The 13,125-nt window shown below is 69.9% G+C and carries 9 protein-coding genes; 6 read left to right on the forward strand and 3 right to left on the reverse strand.

Annotation, left to right across the window (positions count from 1 at the left end; all coding sequences use genetic code 11):
- The first annotated feature begins 100 nt into the window (after positions 1–100).
- The gene (locus D7X30_RS36870) at positions 101–1,981 is read left to right on the forward strand and encodes an FTR1 family protein (RefSeq protein ID WP_120567661.1); all 1,881 of its coding nucleotides are present in this window, start codon (positions 101–103) and stop codon (positions 1,979–1,981) included.
- A 12-nt stretch (positions 1,982–1,993) separates the two neighbouring features.
- Positions 1,994–2,737 (forward strand): GlsB/YeaQ/YmgE family stress response membrane protein, encoded by a 744-nt coding sequence (locus tag D7X30_RS36875; protein WP_120567662.1) that lies wholly within the window; start codon positions 1,994–1,996, stop codon positions 2,735–2,737.
- Between the two features lie 16 nt (positions 2,738–2,753).
- On the opposite strand, the gene D7X30_RS36880 is transcribed toward D7X30_RS36875, so the two are convergent.
- Complete coding sequence (locus D7X30_RS36880) at positions 2,754–4,280, reverse strand: MBL fold metallo-hydrolase (RefSeq protein WP_120567663.1); 1,527 nt, start codon at positions 4,278–4,280, stop codon at positions 2,754–2,756.
- A 17-nt stretch (positions 4,281–4,297) separates the two neighbouring features.
- The gene (locus D7X30_RS36885) at positions 4,298–5,596 is read right to left on the reverse strand and encodes an HD domain-containing protein (protein ID WP_120567664.1); all 1,299 of its coding nucleotides are present in this window, start codon (positions 5,594–5,596) and stop codon (positions 4,298–4,300) included.
- Between the two features lie 167 nt (positions 5,597–5,763).
- Between D7X30_RS36885 and D7X30_RS36890 the strand changes: the two genes are divergently transcribed.
- The 3 genes from D7X30_RS36890 (at position 5,764) to D7X30_RS36900 (ending at position 8,846) form a co-directional block, all read left to right on the forward strand.
- Entirely contained in the window at positions 5,764–6,864 is a 1,101-nt protein-coding gene (locus tag D7X30_RS36890; protein ID WP_120567665.1) for an ATP-grasp domain-containing protein, read from the forward strand.
- Entirely contained in the window at positions 6,755–7,231 is a 477-nt protein-coding gene (locus D7X30_RS36895; RefSeq protein WP_120556661.1) for a GNAT family N-acetyltransferase, read from the forward strand. The genes D7X30_RS36890 and D7X30_RS36895 overlap by 110 nt, the downstream gene beginning before the upstream one ends.
- A gap of 85 nt (positions 7,232–7,316) precedes the next feature.
- On the forward strand, positions 7,317–8,846 hold the full coding sequence (locus tag D7X30_RS36900; protein WP_233592036.1) for a transglutaminase family protein: 1,530 nt from the start codon (positions 7,317–7,319) through the stop codon (positions 8,844–8,846).
- 27 nt (positions 8,847–8,873) lie between these two features.
- Here the strand turns inward: D7X30_RS36900 and D7X30_RS36905 are convergent, their stop codons facing one another.
- The gene (locus tag D7X30_RS36905; RefSeq protein ID WP_120567667.1) at positions 8,874–10,964 is read right to left on the reverse strand and encodes a thioredoxin domain-containing protein; all 2,091 of its coding nucleotides are present in this window, start codon (positions 10,962–10,964) and stop codon (positions 8,874–8,876) included.
- Between the two features lie 161 nt (positions 10,965–11,125).
- On the opposite strand from D7X30_RS36905, the gene D7X30_RS36910 reads away from it, so the two are divergent.
- A complete protein-coding gene (locus tag D7X30_RS36910; protein ID WP_120567668.1) occupies positions 11,126–12,493 on the forward strand; it encodes a glycosyltransferase family 39 protein in 1,368 nt (455 codons plus the stop codon).
- The last annotated feature ends 632 nt before the right edge of the window (positions 12,494–13,125 follow it).

A 13,125-nucleotide genomic window follows, 5' to 3' on the forward strand; every position in this document is an offset into this window, starting at 1 on the left:
GTGTTGACCCGCGGGCCCCCCTCGTTTCCTGAGGGGGTCTTATCAATTGAATTTGATTCGCAGAATTGAACACCCGTGACGTGGTTGGTAGAAGACGGCCGTGAAACACGCCGCCTCCCTCACGTTGTGCCTGTTGCTCGCGCTGTCCTCTTCCGCCCGGGCTGAAGCACCGGCTACCGACGAGGGGCGCACCTGGCACCGGCTGGTGGGCATCCTCCAGTACCTCCAGGCGGACTATCCGGCGGCGGTGTCGTCCCAGTCGGAGTTCGAGCTGACGGAGCAGAAGAGCTTCGCGGCGGAGGCGCTGGCGGCGGCGAAGGAGCTGGGCCCGGCGGCGGCCACGTTCGTGCCCCGCGTGGAGGCCATCCAGACGCGCGTCAATGAAGCGAAGGACCCGGAGGGCGTGAGCCGCGACTGCGGGGAGCTGGTGGAGAGCCTGGTGCTGGCCGGTGGCCTGGCGCGCAGCCCTCGCGTGGCGCCGGACCTGGAGCACGGCAAGAAGCTCTTCCAGGCCAACTGCACGGCGTGCCACGGCGCGGAGGGCAAGGCGGACGTGGCCATCGCGGCGGACATGGAGCCTCGGCCGGCGAACTTCCACGACCCGGAGCTGATGGAGGACGGGCTCACTCCGTACAAGGCGTTCAACACCACCAGCTTCGGCGTGCCCGGTACGGCGATGCCGGCCTTCCCCACGCTCACCGAGGACGACCGCTGGTCGCTGGCCTTCTTCGTCTTCACCCTGCGCCAGCCGCCGTGCCAGGGCGAGCCGCCCAACGCGTCGCTGGAGCGGCTGGCCACGTCCACGGACGCGGAGCTGGCCAAGGCGTTCGGCGCGGACAAGGTGGCGTGCCTGCGCCAGAACATGCCGGACGCGGACGAGGAGAAGGTGCTGCTCAACGCGCGCGCGGCGGTGGGCCACGCGATGCGCATGGGCGCGGAGGGCGACTACACGGGCGCGAAGAACGCGCTGCTGGACGCGTACCTCAACGGCCTGGAGCCGGTGGAGCCCAAGCTGCGCGGGCGCGACCCGGCGCTCACCCAGAAGTTGGAAGAGGCCTTCATGCAGGCGCGGCTCGCCGCCGAGCGCAAGAGCCCGCACCTGCAGGACGAGGGGCGTGAGCTGCTGTCGCTGCTGGACCAGGCGCGAAAGACCACGGGCAGTACCACGGACGTGCTGTCCGTGGCGTGGCTCACGCTGCTCATCCTGCTGCGCGAGGGCTTCGAGGCGACCATCATCGTCACTGCGCTGCTGGCCGCGCTGAAGAAGATGAAGGCCATGGACCAGGTGCGCGTGGTGCACGCGGGCTGGGTGTCCGCGCTCATCGCGGGCGCCATCGCGTACATCGTGGGGCGCAAGCTCCTGGCGGGCGCGCAGCGCGAGTGGCTGGAGGGCGTCACCGCGCTCGTCGCGGTGGGCATGCTGCTGTACGCGGCGCTGTGGCTCAACGCGCGCGCGAACGTGAGCCACTTCATGGGCGAGTTGCGCCAGAAGATGCAGGGCGCGCTGGGCCGGGGTAGCACGGTGGGCCTGTTCGTCATCGCGTTCACGTCCGTGCTGCGTGAGAGCTTCGAGACGGCCATCTTCCTCCAGGGCCTGGCGGTGGACTCCGCGGCGGGCGTGGTATGGGGCGTGGTGGGCGGCATCCTGGCGCTGGCGGTGCTGGTGCTCTTCATCAACCGCATGGGCTACCGGCTGCCCATGAAGACGCTCTTCAGCCTCTCCACGGTGGTGATGGTGGTGACGGCGGTGATGCTGCTGGGCAAGGGCCTCCACTCGCTGCAGGAGGTGGGCGCGCTGCCGCTGGTGCCGGTGCGCTTCATCTACGTGGACATGCTGGGCCTGTATCCGGATGCGCTGTCGCTGGTGCCGCAGGCGCTGCTGGCCGTGGCGCCGCTCGTCTACCGGGCCCTGCGCCGCCGGCCTCGCGAGGAGACGCCCACTTCCGGCGACAGCGCGACGCCGACGCAGCCGTTGCGGTAGCCTCAAGTCCTGGTGAAGCGCACACGTCTGTCCACACTCCTCGCACTGCTGCTCGTGTCGGGCCTGGCCTCCGCCCAGGAGGCCCCCGCCGAGCCGGCACAGGCTCCCGCCGGGAGCCTCACGCCCCCACCGCTGGTGGGCGCGCCGGACGAGGACGTGCCTCCGCCGCCGGAGGTCACCTCCGGTGACGAGGTCCCCACGCGTGCCTCCGTCCCCGCCAAGGCGCTGCCTTCCGTGAAGACCGCGCCCGCCGCGAAGGACCCGGTGCCGCGCGTGGCGGTGGAGGTGCTGGGCGGCACGGCGGGCGGCGTCGTGGGCGCGACGGTGCTGGGCTCGGTGGGGTACCTGCTGGGGTCCGCCACGGTGGGCTGTGACGAGTGCCTGGTGATGGCCGTCGCGGGCGCCGCGGCGGGAGGCATCATCGGCATCCCGGTGGGCACCTACGCGGGCGGCCGGTTCATGGGCGGGCGCGGCCGGGTGGGCGCGACGGTGGCCGGGAGCATGGTGGGCTGGGGCGCGACGTTCCTGGCGCTCACGCTGGTGAACAGCGGAGGCACGGAGGCGCCCCCGGCCCTCAACGCCGCCCTCTTCATCCTGCCGGTGGTGGGCGCGAGCGCGGGCTTCGAGCTGTCCCACGCCAACGCCCTGCGCCAGGAGGCCGCGATGCAGGAGCCCCCCACTCCGGCCGTGCGCCTGATGCCCGTGGCCACCTACAGCTCCAAGGGCCCGCACCTGGGCCTGATGGGCAGCTTCTAGCCGCCTTCCGCCGGGCTCACGCCCCGACGCGGAACCAGGTGAAGGACTCCTCGCGCACGCGGCCCTCCGCCACCAGCTTCTCCAGCGAGGCCAGGGCGCTGCGCTCCGCCACCGGGTGCAAGAGGGGCGGCGTGTCCGCGTAGGCCGTGGCCACCACCTCCGCGAGCGTCGCGCCCGTCGCGGGCACCGCCTCCAGGATGAGGGCCTCGCGCTGGGCGCGGTGGCGCAGGTACTCGTTCAGCTTGCCCGGGCCGTCCGGCACCGGTGACCCGTGCGCGGGGTACAGCGTCGTCACGGGCCAGTCGCGCAGCCGCTTCAGCTGCGCCAGGTACTCCACCATGTTGCCCTCCGGCGGGTCGATGACGATGGAGCCCACGCTCGCCACCATGTCCCCCACGATGGCCGCCTTGCTGCGCGAGTCCACCAGGCACACGTGACCGCGCGCGTGCCCCGGCGTGTGCAGCACGTGCCAGCGCTGCACCATCGGCCCCTCCAGGTTCAGCACCTCGCCGTCCTCCAGCAGCCGCTCCACCGGGAAGTCCAGCCGGTCCGCCGTGCGCGCGTGGCACCAGAGCGGAATGCCCAGCCGCTCCTTCACCACGAACGCCCCACCCACGTGGTCGCCGTGATGGTGGGTGAGCACCACCGCCACCGGACGGGCGCCCTCCGCCTTCAGGCCCGCCACCAGCGACAAGAGCTTCGCGTACTGCTTCACGTCCGACGAACCGGGGTCCACGATGAGCAGGTCGCCCGTGCCCAGCACGTACGCGTTGGTGTGCGTCGCCGGAGGCAGCGTGGGCGTCTCCAGCGCCACCACGCGCACGCCGCGCTGGAACTCGATGCGCTGGGCCACATAGCCCGGGCAGTACGGCGGCGTGCTCAGCTTCGCGCGCGCGTCCGCTTCGTCCGTGAACTCCGACAGCACCTGCAACGCGTGCTGCGCGGGCGGATGCAGCAGCGCCGAGCCGTCGCTCCAGCGCGACAGCGCGTCCTCCGGGCGGATCCACGCGCCTTCCGTCAGCTCGCCCGGGATGATGCTCGCCGCCGCGCCCTCCGGCAGCTCCACCAGGTAGAAGCGCGTGTCGAAGCGCACCGGGATGGCCGGCGGCGTCACCCACCGCCCCGCGGGCTTGAGGTCCTCCGCGCGCAGGGACAGCGTGTGGCGAACCAGCCACTCGCTCCACTTCACCGTGCCCGCGAGCAGCCCCGCGCGCCCCTCCTCCAGCGCCTCCGGAGACAGGCCGCGCGCGCCTTCCGCCACCAGCACGCCCGCTTCCTCGAACAGCTCACGCGCCGCCGCGGACCGCAGCGCGGCCTCCTCGTCCTGGGCGCCCTGCACGGGGACTGCGTGGTCGTCCTTGTCCAGCTTGCCGCCGGGGAAGGCTTGGAAGCCACCCGCGAAGGTGAGCGCGCGCTCGCGCTTCACCCAGTACACCTCCACGCCGGAGTGCGCGCGGCGGTAGAGGATGACCACCGAGGAGGGCCGGGGCTCCACGGGGGTGTGGGGCGCGAAGAGGCCCATGCCGGGAAGGGGCTCGCTCATGGTTGCACCGTCGTCCTTCAGGATTGCGTCGTCTGGCCGAGCAGCCGGCCCATCATCTCGCGCGCCCGCTCCGCCTGATCCGGCCGGACATAGAGCCGCGTCAGTCGCACCGCGCCACTGTAGCGCTGGTAGAGCGGCGTGTAGCGCGCCACCTCCGTCAGCCGCCCCGTGGACACGTCCAGGATGAACAACCCCGGGTTGCCGCCGCCCCCGGAGGCCCCCACGTACTTGCTGAGCGTCCCCTTGGACAGCACCGTGTAGTGCTCGAAGCCGCCGCTGGTGAGCGCGCTGTTGAGCACCTCCAGGTCGTAGCCGGTGTCGCGCTCCGTGAACTGCGCCAGCAGCTTGAAGCCCTGCCGGCGGCTGATGCGCTCCGCCCACCGGTTCTTCGAGCGGCGCAGCGTGTACCAGAGCGCCGCGTCGTCACAGAGCAGGAAGGCCTCCGGGTCGTGGGGGATCTCGAACTCGCCGGGCGTCTCCTCGTAGTACCGGCGCAGCATGTGGTCGAAGTTCACGGACGTGTGGTGCAGGTACACCGACACGAACATGTGGTAGCGGCTGAGCAGGAAGTCCTCGAACGCGAACGCCGCCGCGCGCGACAGGGCCAGCACCGCGCGCCCGTCCTTCACCGCCGGGTTCAGGTTGGAGACGATCCAATCCATGTCGTACCGGCCGTAGTTCACGCCCGTGTAGAACGAGTCGCGCAGCAGGTAGTCCATCCGGTCCGCGTCCAGCTCACCGGAGACGATGGCGCGCAAGAGCGGCGTCCAGTCCACGCCCTTGTACGTGAAGCCCGGATCCTTGGGCGGCTTCGCCCCCGTAATCAGCGCCACCGCCGCCGTGGGGGTGATGCCGCGCGAGCCGAACTCCTTCTGGATGATGTCCGTCAGCGAGCTGTCCAGGAGCAGCTTCGCCGTGTAGTCCTCGTGGGTCGCCTGCTCCCCTTCCGCCACGGAGTCCAGCCAGCCGGGCAGCCGCAGCAGCGACCGCCGGGGCGCGATGCGCTCGGACGCGTGCGACAGGGGCATGTGCCCCAGGTCGTGGCAGAGCACCGCCAGGCGCACGGCGGTGCAGAAATGTTCACGCACATCGTCCGGCAGGTCGGAGCGGCTGGCCACGGCGTTGAAGACGCGCGAGGCGACGTACATGGCGCCCAGGCAGTGGGCATGGCGGGTGTGGGTGGCGCCGGGGAAGGCCATGTCCCCGAAGCCCAGCTGCCGCACGTAGCGCAGCCGCTGGTAGAAGCGACTGTCGATGACGGCCTTCTCCGGGTCGCTCACCGGGATGACGCCGTGAATGGGGTCGCGAATCCGCATGTCGTCCTTGTCGGAACCTGAAGCCGGGGGTGGCCGGTTTCCGCTCCAACGGGTCACCCACCGTAGCGCATACCCCGGCAGGCGGTAGCCCTGTGAGGGACCGACCGGCCACCACGCCACAGGCTGGGAAGGTCCGTGGGGACGTGCTAACCCTCGGGGCACTCCGAATGCACATCATCCTGCTGCACAATCGTGACCACGACCTCCTCGAGGACGACCCCGGGCGCGAAGCCCGCGAGGACGTGGTCCGGGTGGCCGAGAGCCTGGCCCACGCGCTCAGCCGGGACGGCGTGGTCGCCGAGCCGCTCGCCATCGAAGGAGACAAGCTGGACTTCGTGGAGGCCCTGCGCTTCCTCCAGCCTGACCTCGTGGTGAACCTCTGCGAGTCGCTGGCCGCTGACAGCCGCGGAGAGATGGCCGTCCCCTGCCTGCTGGACGCGCTGGGCCTGCCGTACACCGGCTCGTCCGCCCTGTCGCTGGGGCTGGCGCTGCACAAGCCCAAGGCCAAGGACATCCTGCGCGCCCACGGCGTCTCCACCCCCGCCTCCTTCGTGGTGCGCAAGCGCGAGGATGCACTGGCGGTGGACCTGCCGTGGCCCCTCATCGTGAAGCCCGCGCGCGAGGACGCCAGCGTGGGCATGGACTTCGACTCCGTGGTGACGGAGCGCTCGGCGCTCGTGCGGGCGTGCGAGTCAGTGCTGCGCACCTTCCACCAGCCCGCGCTGGTGGAGCAGTTCATCCAGGGGCGGGAGGTCTACGTTCCTTTGCTCGGCAACAGCCCGCGCCAGGCGCTGCCGCTCACGGAGATCCACTTCGGTCGCGCGTTCGACGACCGGCCGAACATCGTGTCGTACCGGGCCAAGTGGGAGGCGGAGTCACCGGAGTACCGGGACTCGCCCACGGGACCCTGCCGGCTCGACGCAGTGCAGGAAGCGCGTTGCATCCAGACGGCGCTGGAAGCATTTGCAGCGCTGGATTGCCAGGACTATGGACGCGTGGACCTTCGGGTGTCGCCCGAGGGTGTGCCGTACGTCATCGACATCAACCCCAACTGCGACCTGCACCCGGGCGCGGGGTTCGCGAAGGCGGCGCAGGCCGCCGGCATGGACTACGCGACCCTGGCCTCGCGACTCGTGGAGGTCGCTCTCGAAAGAGCCCATGGAAATCCGCACACTCGAAAGAAAGGACCGGGAACCGCTCGCCGCGCTGATCCGGCGAATCGAAACCTTCTCGCAGGAGGAGCAGGACTGCGCCATCGAGCTGGTTGACACCGCGCTCACGGCGGGCAACCGGGACTACTCCATCCTCGTGGCGGACCGCGGGCAGGACGGCGGCGGGCTGGTGGGCTACTGCTGCTACGGCCCCACGCCGATGACGGAGCACGCGTTCGACCTGTATTGGATTGCCTCCGCGCCGGAAGTTCGCGGCCAGGGCATTGGCGCGCAGCTGGTGTCCTCCATGGAAGGCGACCTGCGCCGCCGCAAGGCGCGGCTCATCCGCGTGGAGACGAGCGCCACGGAGGCCTACGGCCCCACGCGCGGCTTCTACGCGTCCATGAAGTACGGCGAAGAGGCGCGCCTGCGCGACTTCTACAAGCAGGGTGATGACCTCATCATCCTGACCAAGCGCCTGTAGTCCCAAGCGGTCCCAATCCCTGGGCGTGAAGACTTCCGCCCGGGTCCCCGTCAGGAGGGGGCAGATGCCTTCCATGAACCGACCGATGCGACGCACCCGTCTGGGATTGTTGAGCCTGCTCGCCCTGCTGACGGGGGCACCCTCCCCCGCCTGGGCCCAGGCCCCCGCCCTGAAGAACCAGGTGAAGGCCGCGGCGGCCAAGGCGCAGGCGAAGACGTCCCAGGCCCCGCAGGCCCAGGAGCTCTCCGACGCGCTGAAGGCCCCGCGCCCCAAGGGCGGCGAGTACTTCGGCCTGTACCTGATGGACAAGAAGGTGGGCTGGTTCTTCACCGACCTGACGGTGCTGCCGGGCAACAAGGCGCAGAGCATCAACGAGCTCATCTTCAAGGCGCAGGTGGGCACGCGCGTGTCGGAGCGCGTGCACCGCGAGGTGCGCGTCTACGAAGCGAAGCCCGGCGGCAAGCTCCTGTCCTTCACCGTCACGCAGAAAGGCGACGGCGGGGACAACGAGCTGGTGGGCACGGTGACGGGTGACGCCCTGCGCGTGGTGCGCAAGCGCCCGGGGCAACCGGATGAAGTGCTCAAGCCGATGCCGCTGCCCAAGGAGACGGTGGAGGACGCGGACCAGGCGCGCGTGGCGCTGCTTCGTGGCCAGAAGGTGGAGGGCTCGGCGCTGGACGGCACGGACCTGGAGACCTACCGCACCGTCACCACGGTGGAGGCGCCCGAGGAGCAGATGCTGGGCGGCGTGAAGGTGAAGCTGTCGCGGGTGAGCACGCTGTCGGACAAGGAGAAGGTGCCGGTGGCGGCCTTCCTGACGACGGACGGCAAGATGGTGCGGGTGGACTTCGGCCAGACGATGCAGGCGCGGGCCGAGTCCGAGTCGGTGGCGAAGCGGATGGACCTGGTGGAGGTGTTCGGCCTCACGCGCGTGGTGCTGCCCAAGCCGCTGCCCGCGAAGGCGAGGGAGGTCCCCGGCCAGGTGAAGCTGGTGATGAAGAACCTGCCGGAGAAGTTCCAGCAGGACACGTACCGGCAGAAGTACCAGCGGCTGCCGGACGGCCGCGTGGAGGTGACGCTGCTGGCGGCGCCGCCTTCGCCCAAGGGCCGCGCGGCCCGGCCGGTGGCGGACCCGGACGGTGGGGAGAACCTCAAGTCCACGCTCGCGGTGGAGGCGGACGCGCCGGCCATCAAGGCGCAGGCCAAGAGCATCATCCGCGAGGAGAAGGACGCGTACACGGCGGCGCGGATGCTGTCCGCGTGGGTGTACAGCAACCTGCAGAAGGACTACGGCGCCAGCGCGGACCGGGCCACGGACGTGCTGCGCCAGAAGAAGGGCGACTGCACGGAGCACTCGCTGCTCACGGTGGCGATGCTGCGCGCGTCCGGCATCCCCGCCCGCCGCGTGGACGGCGTCATCTACATGGTGAACTCGGACGGCGTGCCCGCGCTGTACTGGCACGAGTGGGTGGAGGCCTTCGTGGGCGAGTGGACCCAGTTGGATCCCACGTTCAACCAGCCCGTCGCGGACGCCACGCACTTCTACGTGGGCTACGAGGGGAACGCGGAGATCACGCCCCTCATCGGTTCGCTCCAGGTCACGGACGTGAAGTAGTCACGGTGCCGCGTCCCCGTGGCCGCGTCAGTGGCCCGGGGCCGCCACCAGCCGCTCCGCGAGCAGGGCCTGTTCGGTGACGGGCCGCTCGCAGACGAAGCCGCGGCAGAGGTACGCGGCGCCCTTCCCTTCCACCGGGTCGCGTCCCTCGAAGAGCTCCTGGAGGCGCGCGGGCGGAGCCGAGCCCGTGTCGTTCCATCCGAAGGAGAACACGGGCGCGTAGGTGCGGTTCGCGGCGGCCAGCAGCGGGGCCACGGCCTCGCGAGTCCCCGCGAACGTGACGCCGGACGCGCCGTCCACCAGCGAATCCGCCGCGAGCCCCAGGTGGCCGTAGCCCATGGGGTTGCGCACCAGCTGGTCGTGCAGCTTGGCGACGTAGTGCTCCGGCTGATCCAGGTGGCACACGTCACCGGTGAGCGCGGAGAGCGTCACCTGCGCTTCCGTCAGCGTGGACGCACCGGACGGGAAGGCGTTGTCGAAGAGGGAGAAGGCCGCCACGACCAGGTCCTTCTGTCCCCGGGGCGCGGACAGGTACGCCTGCTTCTCCTCGTCCCAGAACAGCTCCACCGCGCGGTGTACGAGCGCATCCGCCGCGTCCAGGTACTTCGCGTCGAACGTGGCCTGGTAGAGCGCGGTGAGGCCGGAGGCGAAGTCGCCGTAGTCCTCCAGGAAGCCGTCGATGCGGCCCTGGCCGTGCTGGTACGAGCGCAGCAGCCGCTTGCCGTCCCACATCTTCGCGAGCACGAAGTCCGCCGCGTCCGACGCCAGCTTCGCCCAGTCCGGCCGGTCGAACACGCGCGAGGCCAGCGCGAGCCCGCGGATCATCAGTCCGTTCCAGCCCGCCAGAATCTTGTCGTCGCGGCCCGGCTTCACGCGCTGCTCGCGCAGGAGGAAGAGGACGCGGCGCGCTTCGGCCAGTTCCTTCTCCACCGCCTCCACGGGGCGGCCCTGCTCCTTCGCGAGCTGCTCCACGGGGACGACGACCTCCAGCACCGTGGCGCCGTGCTCGAAGTTGCCTCCGGGCTTGATGCCGAAGTGGCGCAGCACGGTGTCCGCCTGCTGGCCCACGGACAGGGCCGCGCGGACCTCCTCGGGATGCCAGACGAAGAACTTCCCCTCTTCGCCTTCGCTGTCCGCGTCCTGCGTGGCGTAGAAGCCGCCGGCCGGGTCGGTCATCTCACGGCGGACGTACTCGACGGTCTCCTCCACGACCTTGCGCCAGAGCGGCCGTGACTCCACCTGCTCTGCTTCCGAGTACAGGTGCAGGAGCTGGGCGTTGTCGTAGAGCATCTTCTCGAAGTGGGGCACCAGCCAGCGCTCGTCCACGGAGTAGCGGTGGAAGCCGCCGCCCAGCTGGTCGTAGATGCCGCCCAGGGCCATGCGCTCCAGCGTGCGGAACACCGCGGCCTTCAGGGGCTCACCGCCGCCGCGCCGCCACGCGCGCAGGAGCAGCGCCACGTTCATGGGGTTGGGGAACTTGGGGGCGCCGCCGAAGCCGCCGTTCACCGGATCCATGCGCTTCAGCATGGACTGGCCCATGGCGACGATGTCCTCCGCGGACAGATGCGCGGGAGCGGCGTCCAGTCCGTGGGTGGACAGTTCTCCCAGGCCCTCCTGGAAGCGCCGGGCCTGCTCCTCGATTTCGTCCGCCTTGTTCTCCCAGGCGTCGCGCAGCGCGGTGAGCAGGCGCGGGAAGCCGGGCCGGCCGTAGCGGTCCGAGGGCGGAAAGTAGGTGCCACCGTAGAAGGGGCGCAGGTCGGGAGTGAGGAACACGGTGAGGGGCCAGCCACCGCCCTGCCCCATGAGCTGCACGACGCCCTGGTAGATTTGATCCAGGTCGGGGCGCTCCTCGCGGTCGACCTTGATGTTGATGAAGCCGTCGTTCATCAGGCGCGCGATGTCCGGGTGCTCGAAGGACTCGTGGGCCATGACGTGGCACCAGTGGCACGCGGAGTAGCCCACGGAGAGCAGGATGGGCTTGTTCTCCGCGCGGGCGCGGGCCAGGGCTTCGTCCCCCCAGGGGTACCAGTCCACGGGATTCGTGGCGTGCTGGCGCAGGTACGGCGACGGCTCCTGGGCCAGACGGTTGGTATGGGCGGAGGGGGGATGGTCTGCCATGGGGTACTCCCGGTGTGCAGCGGCTGCGCGGCCCTTCACATTGTGAGCCTGGGTTCGCGAGGGCAAGCTGAAATGGCCTCACTCCCCGCTGGCCAACGGCCCTCCGGTGCGCTTTGTCCGGGGGCGTGCGTGCGTCCGCCCACTCCAGCCCCGGCCCGGGAATGAAGACATGCCTTGTCCTGGTGGGGCTGGGCGTGGGGGTGCGGCTCGCGCTGGCGCTGGGAACGGACGTCTACTTCGACGAAACCTATTACTGGCAATGGGCCCGGCATCTCGCATGGGGATATTTCGACCATCCGCCGATGGTGGCGTGGCTCATCGCCGCGCTGGGCATCCGGGGGACGGCGCTCCTGTGCGGGCTGGGGACGGGCGTGGCGGTGTGGGGGCTGGCGCTGGACGTGTATCGGTCCAGGGACGCGGCCTGGAGGGCGCTGGCGCTGTGGAGCGCGGTGCCGGTGGGCATCCTCTCCGGAGTCTGGGCCACGCCGGATTCGCCCATGCTGCTGTTCTGGGCGCTGGGGTTGTGGGCGCTGTACCGCGAGAAGTGGGTGCTGGCGGGGCTGACGTGTGGCCTGGCGCTGCTGTCCAAGTATCCGTCCGTGCTGCTGGGGTTGGCGTTCATGGTCGCGGCGCTGCGGGCTCGGCGGTTGCCGGCGGGAGCATGGGTGACGGCGGGGCTTGGGTTGCTGTGCTTCCTGCCGGTGGTGTTGTGGAACGCGAGCCATGAGTGGGTGGGGTTCAAGTTCCAGCTGAACCACGGCCTGGGCGGGCGCGGAGGGTGGGCGACGTTCGGTGAGTACGTGGCGGGCCAGTTCGCCATGGGAGGGCCGGTGCTGTTCCCGCTGGCGCTGGTGTACGCGGTGCGAGGGCCGAAGGAGCAGTTCCTGCTGCGCGTGGCGGCGGTGATTCCGCTGCTGTTCTTCGGCTATGCGGCGGCGAAGACGCGGGGCGAGGCGAACTGGCCGGCGGCGGCGTACGTGGCGGCGTGCATTGGGGTCGCGGGGATGCGGCCCGTGTGGCAGCGGGCGGCGGCGTGGAGCGGGATGGCGGTGGTGCTGGCGGTGACGTCGCACCTGTTGTTCCCGGTGCTGACGTTCGAGCGCGACACGGTGCTGGCGAGGACGCATGGTTGGGGCGTGCTGGAGCGGCTGAGGACGCCGGAGCAGCTGTTCCCGGGCATGGCGCCGGGTCCCACGGCGGTCTACGCGCCGACGTACCAGCTGGCTTCGCAGGTCGCGTACACGGCGGGCGTGGAGACGGACACGGTGGGGCCGTCACGGCGCAAGAGCCAGTATGACCTCTGGCCTGAGCTGGAATTGAAGCCCGGGCAGGACGTGCTGTGGTGTTCGGAGAACGGCGCGGCGCCGCCGGAGGAACTGGTGCAACGCTTTGGTTCCGTGGAAGGCCCCGTGAAGCTCACGGGTGTGTTCCGGGGGCGAAGGCTGCACACGTTCACGGTGTGGCGGTTAAAGCCCGGAACCAGACTACAGCACACATCAAAAACAAAGACACCGCAGCACAATCAATAAAACCCAACAAGCCACATCCACCAAACATAAAAACCCCCATACTCAAAGGCCTCACATCAGGGGCCATCTACAGGCAGAGGAGCATGGTTTGCGAACGCGTTCCCGACGCCTTCTTGAAGCGTGTAGCGTTACTACGCTCTCAGCCACGCCCCAAGAAGAACTTGGGCCGCCCTCAGACCGAAAACCAAGCGGAGCTGAACACGATCGGCGTTGTGCCAAGAAACCACATCCGCTGGGGAATGCTGCCTCACACGTAGTTCGGCCTTTCAAACATCGCTACCCGCCGCAGGCAGGAGGAACGGACCCAAGCTAGGGGCTGTCCCTGATTAACGCAGCCAGAGAAGCATGGAGGCGACGTGCAGGACGGCGAGGTAGCAGGTCGCTGTCTTGTCGTAACGGGTGGCAGCGGCGCGAAAGCGTTTGAGGTCGTGTGTACCGCACCGAATTGTTGAGACACCAGATTGGTTGTAATCAGGCCGCCTGCTTCGACTGCATCAGCGCTCGTCGGGCCTGACTCGGCGAGCGGAAATGGTGGCGCTCCAGCAGCCAGTGCTCGTTGTACCGGTGGGCCCACTCCAGCAGCGCCTGTCGGAGTGCCTCCACGGTGGAGAAGGTGCGTACCCAGAGCAGTT

The sequence above is a fragment of the Corallococcus sp. AB011P genome (assembly GCF_003611605.1).
GTDB classification, from domain to species: domain Bacteria; phylum Myxococcota; class Myxococcia; order Myxococcales; family Myxococcaceae; genus Corallococcus; species Corallococcus coralloides.